The following is a 15,488-nucleotide window of genomic DNA, read 5'->3' as shown; positions in this document are numbered from 1 at the left end:
ATAGTTGAAACAAGGGGCAGGAGGGTAAAGATGATTGCAAGATGGCTTACAATCAATGTAGTTACTGTCATGTTGATTTTTTTGTGGAGCCTGCATCAAGGGAATAATTCTACCTATATTTTAATCGGAAAAATAATTGCACAGGTTGCGTTCATATTATTGCTAATCAATGTAAATATGTATTTTGTATTCTTGCTTATCCGTAAAAGCAAAGGTAGAAATGTAAAAGTAAGACTGGCGAAAATATCAAAAAGGATGATGAGTTATCATATTCCTATTGCCGTTACAGCTGCTTCACTAGTGAGTATACATGCAGCCATTATGATTTCCTTACACTATGAACACCTTTGGAAAGCAAAAACCGTAAGCGGGGTAATTAGCCTAGGTCTGTTACCGCTGCTTTTGTATAGCGGACTGCTAAGAAGATGGAAGGCCACAGGATATAGAAGAACGTTTCATTATATAATGGCATTTGTCTTTATCATTCATATTTTTATCCATATTTTTACTAAAGGGTCCTCCTGAAATACTATCATCACCAGTACGCCCAGACAATAAAACCAAAAAGATTATGATAAAATAATCGTGAGGTTACAATTAAAGGAGATGTTCATAAAATGAAAAATGAAATTATTGAACGATTTACTACATATGTAAAAATTGATACGCAATCCAATCCGGACAGTGACACATGTCCTTCCACACCAGGACAGATAGCTTTAGGAAAAATGCTCGTTGAAGAATTAACATCAATTGGGATGGATGAAGTCACTATTGATGCCAACGGATATGTTATGGCAACTCTCCCTGCTAATACAGATAAAAAAGTGCCAACAATCGGCTTCCTCGCACATCTTGATACAGCAACTGACTTTACAGGGACAAATGTGAACCCCCAAATCGTTGAAAATTATAATGGAAACGACATCATCTTAAACAATGAATTACATATCGTCCTTTCACCAAAGGATTACCCTAATTTAAGCAACTATAAAGGCCACACTTTAATAACAACAGATGGCACCACCCTTCTTGGTGCTGACAACAAAGCTGGCATTGCAGAAATTATGACTGCCATGGCCTACTTAATCAAACATCCTGAAATTAAACATGGAAAAATTAGAGTAGCATTTACTCCTGATGAGGAAATAGGCAGAGGACCCCATAAATTTGATGTCGAAGCATTCCAAGCAAAATATGCGTACACAGCTGACGGTGGCCCTCTAGGCGAACTTGAATATGAAAGCTTTAATGCAGCAGCTGCCAAAGTTACAATTAAGGGGAATAACATTCATCCTGGTACAGCTAAAGGAAAAATGGTCAACTCCGCTAAAATCGCTATGGAGTTCAACAATAAACTGCCAGTAAACGAAGCACCTGAATACACAGAAGGATATGAAGGGTTCTATCATCTATCCTCTATTAATGGTGATGTTGAGCAAACCGTTTTAAATTATATTATCCGTGATTTTGATAAAGATAACTTTCATGCTAGAAAATCAACGATAGAGAATATTGCCGATGAGCTCCGCGAAAAATATGGGCAAGATACAATTTTCTTAGAGATGAGCGACCAGTATTATAATATGAAGGAAAAAATCGAACCTGTAAAAGAAATTGTCGATATTGCCTATAAGGCAATGGAAAGATTGGATATTAAACCGATCATCAAGCCAATACGCGGTGGAACAGACGGCTCTCAGCTTTCCTACATGGGGCTCCCAACACCAAACATTTTCACTGGCGGCGAAAACTATCATGGCAAATACGAATATATTTCTGTTGATAATATGGTAAAGGCAACGAATGTGATATTGAATATTATTAAGATTTATGAGGAGAAAGGCGAGATTTAGTAAAGTATTTTTCTTTTTTAAAGGTGCTGTTTCAAAGTTGAGGTCTATCAGACATCATCTTAAAAATACTAGAGAGATAATCTCATAAGAAAGTTCCTTGAGAATATCCTCCGAAATCTGAAGGAAATGTCTCATTGTGTACAATTAAAAAACCGGCATATAGCATTTAAAAGTGCTATACACCGGTTTTTTATTTCTTCATACTATTAGTAAGCTAAGCTAAATAGTGCTTTAATATGTGATAAATAACGAACATTACTTGCTTCCTTCATTAATGAAGCAGGCATGCCTTTTAGCGATGTATTGTTTGCACCGATTGTTGCAACCGCATCTTTGCGTCCAAGGCTAGCAAGTGTGCCAGAATTAACTGGTGCAAATGATTCAAACGTTTTCTCTTGAAGGTATGCAAATAGATTGTAACCAACAAGCTCACCCATTTGCCAAGCATTTTGAGCAGTTGGTGCGTATGGACGTCCACCTTCTGCAGGGAATGCAACAGCACTATCACCTACAACAAATACATCATTGTGTGATGTTGATTGGAGGAATTCATTTACAGTTGCACGGCCGCGGTCACATGCAAGACCAGATTCTTCAACGATTGGAAGAGCTTGGATGCCGCCTGTCCAAACAAATGTATTAGCAATGATTTTTGTACCATCTTTTAGATCAATTTCATTGCCGCTAACATTTGTTACAGGAAGACCTGTTAAGAATTCTACGCCACGTGCTTCTAAGCTTGCAGTTGCACGTTCAATTAAGTGATCTGGCAATACCGGAAGAATTTTTGGACCTGCTTCAACAAGCTTGATCTTTAATTCCTTTGGATCTACGCCATAGCTCTTAGCAATTTTCGGCATATTGTCAACAATTTCTCCGACTAATTCAACGCCGGTTAAACCGCCGCCACCGATTAGAATTGTTGCATCCGCTTCATTTTTTGTGTTTGCATATTCACGAATTCTGCCTTCAATATGCTTGAAAATATTGTTTGCATCATCAACTGATTTTAAAACCATACTGTTTTCTTCTAGTCCTGGAATACCGAAGTAACCAGTTTTACTTCCTAAAGATACAACAAGTGCATCATATGTTAATGTTGAACCATCAGAGAGCTTCACTTCTTTATTATCTACTGAGAATGATTCAACCTTTGCGATTTTAAGATCAATATCTTTTCCTTTGAAAAGCTTATCTAATGGCATAGAAACTGCTTGTTCAGAGATTGTGCCACCTGCAAGACGGTGTAATTCCGTAATGATTTGGTGTGTTGGATATTGATTTACTACTGTAACATAAGCTTCATTACTATCTAAATATTTTCGAACAGTTAAAGCTGAAAGAAGTCCGCCGTAACCTGCACCTAGAATAACAATATGTTTCGTCATTATTTTCCCCGTCCTTACTTTGTTGTATAGAAAGAATTATTTTTGGCTGCTGCGTTCTGAAGAAATTTCAAGATATGCTGTTATAAAACGGAAAAGTTTTTGTGCTTGTGGGTCTTTAATCATTTTTAATAGACCAAAAAGACCGATCACTTCATGGCTTGCTTCTGCACGATCCTTTGCTTCAATGGCAGTTGCAGCAATACTTTTCACAGAGTTTTTAACAGGATCAACGATTTCTTTAATAGCCCCAACAGTATCATTCTTTAATACATCATCAGTTGCAACTGATTGAGCAAAGTCATAAGACTTATTCAATACATTGAGAAGTTCAGTTAGTTTTGGCAATTGATCAACTAATGCTGTTAAGGATTCTTGAACTTCTGGTTTTAACAGCTGATCAAGGATATCTTGTCTTTCACGATTGGATGACATGTCGAAATGTTCTTGTTCTGGCTTTGTTTGAGTAAGCGTAGCTGTCATTTTCTATTCCCCTTTGCATCTAAAAATATTTTGAAAATAATAAACTGAAAGGAAATTGTGACTTGTGTGTTTTTTCACAAAAAGGTTCAAAAAAAATTCACTTGCATGCTTCCTATCAGTTACCCCTTAACTACTATACTCCTATCTTTTAAGAATTTCAAATACATATTTAAAAATATTAACATTAGTAATAACTTAATATAGTAAAAAATGACTACAGGGGCTCTCATCATTGGAAAGACCTCCTAATCGTGTATAATTATATTGACAACAAAGAAAAAGGTGCGATTTCTATGATAAAAGTTATGATAATTGAAGATGATTTCAAACTAAGATCAATGATTGCTGAGTATATAGAGAAGTGGAATTTCATGCCTCTCCTACTCAGTGATTTTGAAAGAATTGATGAACAAGTAGCTGATAATATGCCAGATTTAATTTTACTAGATATTAATCTGCCAAGCTTTGACGGCTTTTATTGGTGCGGTAAAATTAGGCGAATATCGAGTGTGCCAGTTATTTTTATATCCTCTCGAACAGAAAATATGGACATTGTGATGGCAATGAACATGGGTGGAGATGATTTTATTCATAAGCCATTTTCTTTAGAGGTTCTTGTTGCTAAAATGAATGCCATTTATCGAAGAGCAAGCCAAAATCATCCAAACGAACGGTTAACGATATCAGCCGGTGATCTTGTTTTAAATCTAAGCAACAGTGTAGCAGCCTATCAAGATGCAGAGACCTCATTAACTAGAAATGAATATCACATTCTATATCTGCTCATAAAAAAAAGCGGTCAGATCGTTTCAAGGGATGAAATGATGAGAGCGCTTTGGGAGGATGAACAATTTATCGACGATAACACATTGACGGTAAATATAAACCGCCTTCGAAAAAAGTTAGAAGCGATTGGACTCTTCCATGCAATCGTAACTAAAAAAAGACAAGGATATTTATTGCAATGAACTTTATAGGCTATTTACGTTCACAAAAATGGCTTGTTCTTATGTTCACTGCCCTAATGATCTTTTTTACGCTCATTACGATACTAGATCCTGTTTATCAAATTCATATTTCAAGCCTGCTTTATATTGAGGGAATATCTATTCTTATTTTTGTTCTATACGGTTGTTTTGATTTTTTCCGCAAAAAAGCTTTCTATCGTGAATTGCAACGGCGAAGTGAATTAGATGCATATACCCCCTTCCCTGATTCAATAAATGATATCGAGAACACATATCTTCAACTCATGAAAACACTGCAGGACAAACATATAAAAAAGCTTGAAATAATGGAGCATGAACGTAAAGAATGGCAGGAATACATGACTTCCTGGTTCCATGAAATTAAGACACCTATTGCTGTTAGCCGCATGATCTATGAAACTGGCGGTACCATGGAGAGCCTAGCTGAGGAAATGGATAAGATTGAGCATTTTATTGAACAAGCTCTTTATTTTTCTAGATTAAATGATTTTCATAAAGACTATTTCATACAAGAAGTCGACCTCGAACGTATTGTTAAAGAAGCCATTAAACTTCATATAAAAACATTTATAGCACGAAAAATCCACATCAACCTTAATTTACAAAGGTTTGAAATACTTACAGACAAAAAAGGGATACTCTTTATTTTGAATCAGTTATTATCTAACTCTTTGAAATATACCGCATCTAATGGAGCTATCTCCATTCATATTGATCCCTTAAAAAGGACACTTCGAATAAAGGATAATGGTATTGGTATTGCGAAAGAGGATCTTCCACGTGTTTTTGAGAAGGGGTTTACTGGAAAAAATGGGCGGCAGTTTCATTCATCAACAGGGATGGGACTTTACTTAACAAAAAAGACAACCGAAAAGCTCGGACATCACTTGGAAATCTATTCAGAAAAAGATCAATTCACTGAAGTTGTTCTGTTCTTTCCCAGTACAGAGGATTCATTATACAGAATAAAAAATTAGCATCGGGAATCCCGATGCTAATTTTTTATTCTATTTTATCTCAAACACTGCTCTATAGATAAACAAGAAGGTGATTATTGTTTGCGGCAAATATAGACAAATGCGGGCGGCATGTTAATAGGGACGAAATTAATTTTTTCAATGATAAAGGAATTTGAAAGCTCCTTCCTCATTTGTAAAGAGTATTGAAAAGCAATAAAATATCCACCAGGTCTTAACGCTTCTACTATTTGATCAAGTAATGCGCTTCGTAACTCTTTTGGAAAATTGAAAAACGGCAGCCCGCTAATAATACAATCTAATTGAGTAAGCCCTTCTTCTTTTATTGCCTCTGTTAAACTTAAAGCATTTGCATAGCACTTGAAGGTAGGAAACTCTTGTTGAAGCATATCCTTCATTCTTTTATCTTTTTCAAATAAAAAAACGTTAGCTGAATCTAAAGTTCTAGTTTGAATAACTGAAGTAATTGCCCCAGTACCGGAGCCAAGCTCTGCAATCGAATGAATCCTGTCCCACGGAACATCCCGTACCATCCTCTTTGCCAAAAAAGAAGAGCTTGGCCAAATACTTCCGATCTGTTTTGGTTTATGAAAGAACTTTCTTAAAAATAATAATGATTGAGAAATTTCCAAAACATCTTTCTCCTCACCCTTCACTTGCAATTTTTGTATATTTAGAAAGAGTAAGAAAGTAATACACCAAATACAATAATAGATAGGAACCAATTGTAATCAAAAATGGTGTAACCATGCTTATTCCAAGAAATGCAGACAGAGCTAGAATGATAATCGAACTATGAGATATCGCAATAACGAGAGGAATCAGGTAAATAACTATCAATTGCTTAGCTATCAATCTTCGAAGCTGCGATTTGCTCATGCCGATTTTTTTTAATATTTTGTAACGTGGCTGATCAGTTGTTGCCTCTGTTAAAAGCTTATAATGTAGCATACTTCCTGCTGCCAGCAAGAAGACAAACCCTAAAAACGCACTAATAAAAATTAACAGACCATATACTTGAATAAACTTATGATAATTATGATAAAAGCTTGAAAAGATTTTTTCTCCTTTCGTAGCAAAATCAGCATAAGGGTCCACATAGAAAAGCTTCATAAGCTTTTGATCTAGCTCTTTTATCGATTTTTCGTTTTTCAAGCTATACAATTGCAATTCCATTGATAAACCATCATTTTTTAGCTGCTGAAAAAAAGAGTCCGTAATAACTATTGGAAAAACATAAATATCAAGATTTAATAACGCATAATCTTCATAAGCTGCAATTGTAACAGTTTGGCTATCTGTGAGAGGAATGCTTTTTCCAGTAAACGGGTCTGTACGTTGATCTAAATTGCCATCATAAAAGGCAATGGCCTCCCCATCATTAATTGGAATAACCTTTTTTTCTAACTTTTCTGCAAGAAAGTGGTAAGCAGTTTCTGGTATCAAAACAACTGGAAACTCATTTGGCACCCTGCTAATTTCCGATAGGTCTCCATCCATTTGCAGATACTCTATCCTTTTGGAAAACTCAATTTGCCGCTGCCCATTCTCCATAATTAACTTTTCTACTGCCGTATTTTTTTCCTCATCTGGTACAGTATACATAATGCTATACGGAAAATTTTTCTTCGAAATCTCTTGAATATTAGAATATAGGCTAAATGTTGTCCCAAATGAAATTAAAGTAAATGTACTTAATAGTGAAATAACAGATAGGATAAGGACATTCCCTTTAATTCTGTGAAGAAGATGGGTGATACTAATTAAATTGACTCCTTTATAATAAACGGCTGTTATTTGCTTCATTTTTTCAAGAATATACATAACAAAGGCACGAACAAATAAATTCGTTCCAATGATCATCATGAGAAAGGAACCAATGATTGCTTGAAAACCGTAGTTGTCCCAAAATAAGGCATCACTCGGCTGCAAAATAATGGTATAACCCATTCCAATAAAAAGAATGGATAGAAGAGCAGCAAGCCATGAAATTTTCTTCGGCTTTTTCTCACCTTTCTTTTCTGCCTTTATTAGCTGTAATAAGGAATGCCGATAAATTAAGCGAAAATTATGTAAAGATGTGATTACAATAATAAGGGAAAAACTAACCACGGTTTGCAAAATGGCTTGAATAGAAAGTGACAACTTGGCAATAATTGCTATTCCCATTAATTTCATTATTAGCATGGCAAACAGCTTGGAAAGGAGAATTCCTAAGAATAGGCCGATAAATAAAGAACCTAAGCCAAGAATAATATTCTCATAGAACAGCAGCTTGCCAATTTTCTTTTTTTCAATGCCAAAAAGTGAATAGAGAGCTATCTCCTTCTTTCGACTCCTAGTAAAAAAACCATTTGAAAACCAAATGAAGGCAGCAGCAAAGAAAAATAATAGAATCGAAGCTGCTTGGAATGCTGGTTCGACTTTGTCATATATCGTTAAAGAATCAATTATTTGCTTATTATATTGCAAAGATGCAAATGTGAAATATATGATTACACTAAATACCATAGGATAAAGATAGAGCAAATACATTTTTGTATTCCGAAGAATATTCCTTTTTGCTAAGTTATATAAAGTCATGGTGCCCACCGCCCCCAAGCGTTGCAAGGATATCAATAATCGCTTGAAAAAATTGCTTCCGTGATTGCTCGCCTTTGTAAATTTCAGTGAAAATGACCCCATCCTTTATAAAAAGCACTCGCTTGCAAAAGCTTGCAGCATACGCATCATGTGTAACCATTAAGATGGTTGCATCCTCTTTCTCATTTAATAGTGATATAGTTTGCAGCAGATTGTATGCAGACTTTGAATCAAGTGCACCTGTTGGCTCATCAGCAAAAATCAAGCTTGGATTTGATATAATTGCTCGTGCTGCAGCAGTTCGCTGCTGTTGTCCGCCAGATAATTCATAAGGGTATTTGTTAAGTATTTTTTCGATTTCGAGCAGCTTGGAGATTCGGTCAAGACGCTTTTCTATTTCCTTAGCAGAAATGTTAGAAAGTGCAAGTGGCAAGGATATATTCTCCTTTGCTGTTAATGTATCTAGCAGGTTAAAATCTTGAAAAATAAAGCCTAGCTCTTCCCTGCGAAACCGAGCCAATTCATGCTCTGAGAGATTCATAATGTTTTTACCGTTGATTTTTATGTAGCCTCCAGTAGGTAAATCTATCGTTGAAAGAACATTTAATAATGTAGATTTCCCAGCGCCTGAAGGTCCCATAATACCAACAAACTCTCCAGCTGCTATTTGCAAATCAATACTATTTAATGCTAAGTGGATATTTCCTCGTTCTCCATATACTTTTTTCACTCCAGCTGCTTCTAGTACGACCATTCTTTGTTTCTCCTTTATATGAAAATTTCATTTTCTGTTCATTTGATATCTCTACTATAAAAGACGAATGAATTGTTAACCATAACTTATCCTTACGATTGATCATGAAAGCTTACATTTTTGTAAGATTAATGTAAAAAAAAGGCTGGCCCATTTTTCAGGGTCAGCATTTTTAAAGGTTTATTTTCACATCTGACTTTTCTTATGTTCATTCACAGCTATTCTTGGCTTTCTTGTTAAAGGCATATGAATTCCTGCGAATACCCTTGCTTCATACACAAAGCCAAACAACGCGGTTCCAAGTGCTAAATGCAAGACAGCCCATGGGATGTCTAGATAAGATAGGATCGTCCATACTCCTACTAGCAGTTGCAGCAGCAAGATTAATATTGCTATGGATAAGCGATTTTGCATAGTCACACCCCATCTTTTTGAAAACGACCAAAAACTGATTAGAAAAAGATAGATGGTAGATATGAATGCTAATACTCTATGAATTGTCTGAAGTATGCCTGGTAATGTATTTGGCAGAAGTGATTCCCCACAGGTTAGCCATCCGCAAGCTAGTCCATAAGATTCATGCTTAATATAGGCGCCAAATACGAGAGTTAAAAGCAACAGGACTAAGACAATATTTAGATGATTGATGATTTGTTTACGCTTTTCAATATTAATAGAAACCGGATGAATTTTATGCTGTAATTCCATATGACCCGTACTCCTCCAAAGCCAAATAAGGCTGGCAAGGAATACCATCGCAACTAATAAATGTCCTGTTACGACAATAGCAGGCAAATCAAGAATAACAACCACAGCTCCAAGAAAAATTTGAACTATTAATAAAAAAAGCATTCCCCATGCAACTGAACGAATGGTTGTATTAGCATGTGACCGGATGATCTTTACGAATAAAATAATGGCCACTATTCCTAGAATAGCACCAATCACTCTATGAGCAAATTCAATTAAAGTATCACCTTGCAATTTAGGGATCACTGCTCCGTTACACAACGGCCATTCTGGGCCACATCCCATACCAGACTCTGAAGAGGCAACAAACCCTCCAAACACAATCAAAAGATATGTCAATAAAATAGTAAATAACGCCAATCGAGCACGATTCAAACAGTACACCTCTCTCGTTTTATTAAAAATTTAGAATTTTAATTCTATATTAATAGAGATAAATGAACCAAACGGTGATATAAATCACAAAAATCACGATTCGCCAATAGTAGTGGGATTTCGATAAAAGTAGTGTTCATTCGCTATGATCGCAATCACAGCATTTTGTCATTATTTTCGTATAGTTAAGATAGATAAAAAATGAAGAAAGAGAGGGATGATTACTAGATGTCATTTTATAAAGGATTGACAACCTATTATGATCAAATTTTTCCTACAAATAAAAATACACAACATTTTCTATCCACTCATTTATGTAATGGCAGGAAAATCTTAGATGTTGGTGCTGGAACTGGGAATATGGCGCTTGCTCTTGCCAAAGAAGGCTTCATCGTTACTGCGACTGAGCCTGAAGAAAGGATGGCTGAAGAGATCCGAATAAAGGCATTAGCCGAAACTCTTTCCCTTACTATTGAGACTAAAGGCATGCAACAGTTAGATGAACTAAAAGAAACCTATGACGGCATCTATTGCATTGGCAACACTCTTCCACACCTAAAAAACTTGGAAGAGATCAATCAATTTTTTCACGTAGCCTTCAAAATGATAAATGGAAATGGAATATTTATACTTCAAATAGTAAATTTCGAAAGCGTATTAGGAAAGAAAGATTTCTCCTTCCCTGTCATTCGAAACGAACATTTTGAATTTCAGCGCCACTACGATATAGCAGGAGAGAACATTCATTTCACTACTTCTTTGACAATAGAGGGGAAAACTCAATCCAATACTATTTCTTTATACCCTGCAACAGCAAGCCAGCTGCTGCCATTGCTCGATAGCTGCGGATTTAAAGAAATTAACACATATGGGAACTTTACTAGCATCCCCTACTCAGCTGATACACCTGCCCTCATTGTTACTGCCAAAAAATAATACGGTGCCTGGCACCGCTCGTGGACATTTCCGCTATTATTGTCCACCCTAGACGGACAAGGAGGGGTTCAGCACACTCGGAATGAAAAAAAGCTACAATTCGTATGGTCGATTGCAGCTTTTTCTCGTATTAGTGTGATGTACTTGAAAAAGATTGATCTGTTGTTACCCCCCCATGCTTTGGAACTCGCATGAGCAATACCCCTCCGATTACAAATAAAAGAACGAGACTAAAAACCCCACTGTTCGTATTTCCTGTCATTTGTGCGGTAGCGCCAACAAGGACAGGACCAGCAATCGCAGCGAATTTCCCAAAAATATTATAGAATCCAAAAAATTCATTCGATGATTCCTTCGGTACTAGCTTAGCGAAATAAGAACGGCTTAGAGCTTGAACTCCTCCTTGGACTGTTCCAACAAGCAGAGCAAGAATCCAGAAATCAATAGCTGTCTTCAGGAAGTAAGCATAAATACAAATAAAAATATACACAAGAATACCAACCATAATGGTTCTTTTTTCATTAAACCTTTGCCCAAGCTTGCCAAATAGCACTGTAAATGGCGCGGCTATTACCTGTGTAACAAATAAGACAATTAATAATGTCGTTGAGTCGATTCCGATGTCAGAGCCATAGGCTGTTGCCATCGTAAAAATGGTATGAACCCCATCAATATAAAAGAAATAAGCTAATAAGAACAAGAATAACGCACGATAGGCTTTAATGTTTTTCAATGTGTTAAACAGCTTCTTAAAACTAGCAGAAACAGGATTCGTCACTCGTTCTTCATAGTATTTTTGCTCGACATTTCTCAGCATCGGCATTGTGAATAGTCCCCACCATAACGCTGTAATAACAAAAGCGATCTGGCTGGCAATTCCTACAGACAATGGGATAACACCCTGCTGTGCTAAAATAATAATGGCAATAGATAATATAAAAGGAATGGTGCTTCCGATATATCCAAGAGCAAATCCATTTGCAGAAATACGATTCATTCGTTCATCACTTGTTACATCAACAAGAAAAGCATCATAAAAGATATTAGCGCCTGCAAATCCAATCGAAGTCAGCACAAAGCAAATTAATAGAATTAGCCACTGTTCAGTTGGTACAACCGCCAATATTAATGTAAAAACAATTCCTAAACAGGCAAAGAAGGTAAAAAACCTTTTCTTAAACCCTTTAAAGTCAGCTATCGTTCCTAAAATTGGCGCCAATATGGAAACAATTAATGTAGCAAATGAATTCGCATATCCCCAATAGGCTGTTGATGTTGCGGCAGAAATTCCTGCCTCTGTTGCAGCTGATTTAAAATATAAAGGAAAAATGGCAGTTACAACAACAATAGAATAGGCAGAATTTGCCCAATCATAAAGAACCCAGCTGCGTTCAGGTTTCGACATTTTCTTCATTAAACAACCTCCTTAGGTGTCCTCTAATTTCAAGAATTGCTCCATTACTTCTCCATCTGTTTGACCTAAGTCCACCCCTAGCAATCTAGCTAATGTAGGACCGATATCAATGAGTCTCATAAAAGGAATTTCCACATTCGCAAGCACTCCTTTTCCAGAGGCAAGGAAAAACGTAGAATATTCTTTCTTCTCTGGCGAATACCCATGACAGGCAAGCATATACTTATTATTTTCCCAGACATCTTTCTGCGTCACATGCTTTATATACTCGCCCTCGTAAGGCTCAACAAAGTAATAGCCACGACTTGCCTCGACCATATAAGCACATGTGGGATCTGCCCCTCTATTACCAGCCTCCTCCCCAGTAAAGATTTGTTCAATACCGTTGTCAGGATCAGCAATTAATTCTTCTAGTATGGCTTTCACTTTTTCCTTTGTTTCGAAGTCATGACGATTTTTTAAATATATGTATGCTGAGCCGTCACAGCTATTGCAATAAGCTTTCCATTCGATTATTTTCCCTTTAAAGTCAACCGATATTAAGTTCTTTTCCCGAAAAATTACATTTAGATGAACGGCTTTATTCACATCTAATGCACTATGATCCCCAAGTATAACAATCGTTGTTTCCTCATAGCTGCCGTTTTCTATAAGGGCATCTAATATACGTCCAAGTCTTATATCATGGCGGCGGATAGCCTTTGTTGCTTCATTTGAATATACTCCATAATTATGCCGCATTGTATCTAAATCCGTAAAATGAACGAGAAGTAAATTTGGTTCTTTCGTCAAAATTGTATGTACAGCTGATTCTAAAACAAAATCATCTAATTCAGGCTGATTGATCCCTTTCCGTATATATCCAAAACGCTTGTTAAGCTCCCATTGATACGATGGGGTGCCACTCATAAGTGAAACAAGAATTTGGTTTTGCCACGGACGATTCGGAAATATTTCTGGCAAATTGTATTGAATATTCTTCGCTTTTCCAGTAACTGGCCATAATAGTGCAGCCGTTGTTAAGTTAGCTTTGTACGCTTCATCGTATAATGTCGTACCTTTGATTGCTCTGCGAAACCAATTCCAATCAGGTGAAGCAATACCTGGCTGTAATCGTGTATTATTTACTACTCCATGACGGTTAGGGTAATTCCCTGTAACAATCGTTGCATGACAGGGATATGTAACAGAAGGATAAATCGTTTTCACACGTTTTGAAAATGATCCTTTTTGAAAAACCCTTTTAAAATTTGGCAGTGTATGTATGAGCGGAAAATCAAGTGCAGATAAACAATCAAAAGATATAACAATCATATTTTTAGTTAATGCTGTCAATATGAATAGCCTCCATTTGAACACTCTTCTACTTATTTTACCATTATATAGGAATGAGTTATATGAAAATATAATTTATTTATTATGAATTTTTTGTAAATATTTAAAACCTCTGTTTCTTCTCATAAATAAGCCCCCCTTAAAAATCTAAGGGAGGCTCATAGTTTTATTCAATTAGACAATTTTGCTTCTTTTTAATTCTGTCTTTAGATAAGTTAAAAATTCATCCGCTTTCTTCTCTGGCGCTTTCGTAAGTAAACTAACACCAATAAAAAGGATAGAAGAAATGACGATTCCCCAGATTCCTGATGCAAGTCCAAGCGGTTTGATTTTAGCTAATTCTAAAATAATCACAACCACCCCACTAACAATTACACTTGTCATCACACCAGCTGCTGTTCCTCTTTTCCAAAAAAAGGCGCCAATTATTGCTGGAACTGCTACTAGTAATCCAGCTGATGATGCAACTGATAGCACGGCAATTAAACTTACATTCATCTGGGCAAATAAATAGGCCAATATCGCAATGATTGGTATAACAATTTTCCCAACAAGGAGCTGCCCTTTGTCACTTGAATCTTTTTTAATATATCCATATACATCTCTGGCAAATAAAGAGGAAAGTGTAAGTAAGATAGAATCAATCGTTGAGATTGCCGCTGCCATAATACCCACCATAACAATAACCGCAAGAATCGGCGGAACTAATTCAGATGACAATATTTTTGGTGTTGCAAGATCAGCATTAGCTAAATCAGGAAACATAACTGACGCAGAAAATCCCCATACAACAGAAACAATCGTATAAACAAAACCAAAAATTAAAAAGCCCATCAACATCGTTCTCAAACTTTTCATTGACGATGGCATAAACAGCCTTTGACTTACTTGGGGATTAGACAAACTAAAGAAAAACCAAGGAATCGTTAATCCTAAAAAGGTTAAAAAGCTAAAAAATCCGTTTCCTGGAACAGTTAAGAATTCAGGCTGATTCGTTTCAAGTGTTTGAAAAAATGACCCTAAGCCGCCTAACCCTTTTATAATCAGAATAACTACTAATGTAGCCGAAATAATCATAAATAAGGATTGCAGAGAATCTGTCCAAGCAACTGACCGAATTCCAGCAATATAAGAAAAAACAATGGCAAGGACGGTTGCAATAATTACCCCAGTCGTAAAAGGAATCGCATTATTCGTCATTCCTTGTAATAAATAACCGACTCCTGCAAGCTGAACGGCACTGTAGGGGATAAGAAATAAACAGCTGAAAATAGAAACAACCATTGCGACTTTTTTATTATCATAACGATCACCTAACATTTCTGATGGTGTCACATACCCATATTTCTTACCAACTAACCAAAATCTTGGACCGAAAAAGGCAACTAATGATACTCCCATAAAATAAATTATTTCAAAACCAAATGCGCCAACTCCGCCTTTATAAGTTAATCCAGCTAAACCAACTAGCATAAAGGCACTATAAGTTGTTGCACTATAACTTAAAGCGGATACGAATCCCCCTAATTTACGATCCCCAAGAAAATAGCTTGCCATATTCGTTTGTTTTCCACTTCTTGATAAATAAGCAACAAATAATGAAATAATGATATAAATAGCAATTGTCCACCAAACCATATTCGTACTCAAA

General features: G+C 36.2%; 14 protein-coding genes. 5 read left to right on the top strand and 9 right to left on the bottom strand.

The annotated features are described in order from the left end of the window. The first annotated feature begins 30 nt into the window (after positions 1-30). Together RUH74_RS14685 and pepT are read left to right on the top strand one after the other, a co-directional pair. Positions 31-525: a hypothetical protein gene (locus RUH74_RS14685; protein WP_313801238.1), complete on the top strand. Its 495-nt coding sequence runs from the start codon at positions 31-33 to the stop codon at positions 523-525. 92 nt (positions 526-617) lie between these two features. Next, positions 618-1,856, top strand: coding sequence for a peptidase T (pepT, locus tag RUH74_RS14680; protein WP_313801236.1), 1,239 nt, complete (start codon positions 618-620; stop codon positions 1,854-1,856). A 206-nt stretch (positions 1,857-2,062) separates the two neighbouring features. Here pepT and RUH74_RS14675 read toward each other — a convergent pair whose 3' ends face one another. After that, entirely contained in the window at positions 2,063-3,244 is a 1,182-nt protein-coding gene (locus tag RUH74_RS14675; protein ID WP_313801234.1) for an NAD(P)/FAD-dependent oxidoreductase, read from the bottom strand. Positions 3,245-3,280: 36 nt separating this feature from the next. Continuing rightward, positions 3,281-3,724, bottom strand: a complete 444-nt coding sequence (locus tag RUH74_RS14670; RefSeq protein ID WP_313801232.1) for a helical membrane plugin domain-containing protein — start codon at positions 3,722-3,724, stop codon at positions 3,281-3,283. A gap of 293 nt (positions 3,725-4,017) precedes the next feature. On the opposite strand from RUH74_RS14670, the gene RUH74_RS14665 reads away from it, so the two are divergent. Together RUH74_RS14665 and RUH74_RS14660 are read left to right on the top strand one after the other, a co-directional pair. Then, positions 4,018-4,692, top strand: a complete 675-nt coding sequence (locus RUH74_RS14665) for a response regulator transcription factor (RefSeq protein WP_313801230.1) — start codon at positions 4,018-4,020, stop codon at positions 4,690-4,692. Then, positions 4,689-5,690, top strand: coding sequence for a sensor histidine kinase (locus RUH74_RS14660; RefSeq protein ID WP_313801228.1), 1,002 nt, complete (start codon positions 4,689-4,691; stop codon positions 5,688-5,690). The genes RUH74_RS14665 and RUH74_RS14660 overlap by 4 nt, the downstream gene beginning before the upstream one ends. Before the next feature lie 74 nt (positions 5,691-5,764). Here the strand turns inward: RUH74_RS14660 and RUH74_RS14655 are convergent, their stop codons facing one another. From RUH74_RS14655 to RUH74_RS14640, 4 genes are all read right to left on the bottom strand, one after another. After that, positions 5,765-6,322 (bottom strand): class I SAM-dependent methyltransferase, encoded by a 558-nt coding sequence (locus tag RUH74_RS14655; protein WP_313801226.1) that lies wholly within the window; start codon positions 6,320-6,322, stop codon positions 5,765-5,767. Positions 6,323-6,335: 13 nt separating this feature from the next. Further along, positions 6,336-8,273 carry an FtsX-like permease family protein gene (locus RUH74_RS14650; RefSeq protein ID WP_313801224.1) on the bottom strand — a complete coding sequence of 646 codons (1,938 nt, stop codon included), beginning with the start codon at positions 8,271-8,273 and terminating at the stop codon, positions 6,336-6,338. After that, positions 8,260-9,027, bottom strand: coding sequence for an ABC transporter ATP-binding protein (locus tag RUH74_RS14645; RefSeq protein ID WP_313801222.1), 768 nt, complete (start codon positions 9,025-9,027; stop codon positions 8,260-8,262). The genes RUH74_RS14650 and RUH74_RS14645 overlap by 14 nt, the downstream gene beginning before the upstream one ends. A gap of 186 nt (positions 9,028-9,213) precedes the next feature. Then, a complete protein-coding gene (locus tag RUH74_RS14640; protein ID WP_313801220.1) occupies positions 9,214-10,152 on the bottom strand; it encodes a COX15/CtaA family protein in 939 nt (312 codons plus the stop codon). Between the two features lie 228 nt (positions 10,153-10,380). On the opposite strand from RUH74_RS14640, the gene RUH74_RS14635 reads away from it, so the two are divergent. Then, positions 10,381-11,088: a class I SAM-dependent methyltransferase gene (locus tag RUH74_RS14635; protein WP_313801218.1), complete on the top strand. Its 708-nt coding sequence runs from the start codon at positions 10,381-10,383 to the stop codon at positions 11,086-11,088. A 130-nt stretch (positions 11,089-11,218) separates the two neighbouring features. On the opposite strand, the gene RUH74_RS14630 is transcribed toward RUH74_RS14635, so the two are convergent. From RUH74_RS14630 to RUH74_RS14620, 3 genes are all read right to left on the bottom strand, one after another. Continuing rightward, on the bottom strand, positions 11,219-12,502 hold the full coding sequence (locus RUH74_RS14630; RefSeq protein ID WP_313801216.1) for an MFS transporter: 1,284 nt from the start codon (positions 12,500-12,502) through the stop codon (positions 11,219-11,221). A 12-nt stretch (positions 12,503-12,514) separates the two neighbouring features. Beyond that, on the bottom strand, positions 12,515-13,816 hold the full coding sequence (locus RUH74_RS14625) for an alkaline phosphatase family protein (protein WP_396230051.1): 1,302 nt from the start codon (positions 13,814-13,816) through the stop codon (positions 12,515-12,517). Positions 13,817-14,011: 195 nt separating this feature from the next. Beyond that, complete coding sequence (locus RUH74_RS14620; RefSeq protein WP_313801214.1) at positions 14,012-15,487, bottom strand: sodium:solute symporter family protein; 1,476 nt, start codon at positions 15,485-15,487, stop codon at positions 14,012-14,014. Between the last annotated feature and the right edge of the window lies 1 nt (position 15,488).

It is taken from the genome of Cytobacillus sp. (assembly GCF_032154635.1).
In the GTDB taxonomy this organism is placed as follows: Bacteria; Bacillota; Bacilli; order Bacillales; family Cytobacillaceae; genus Cytobacillus.
The sequence above is the reverse complement of the archived record's forward strand: the minus strand, read 5'-3'. Positions and strand labels throughout refer to the sequence as shown.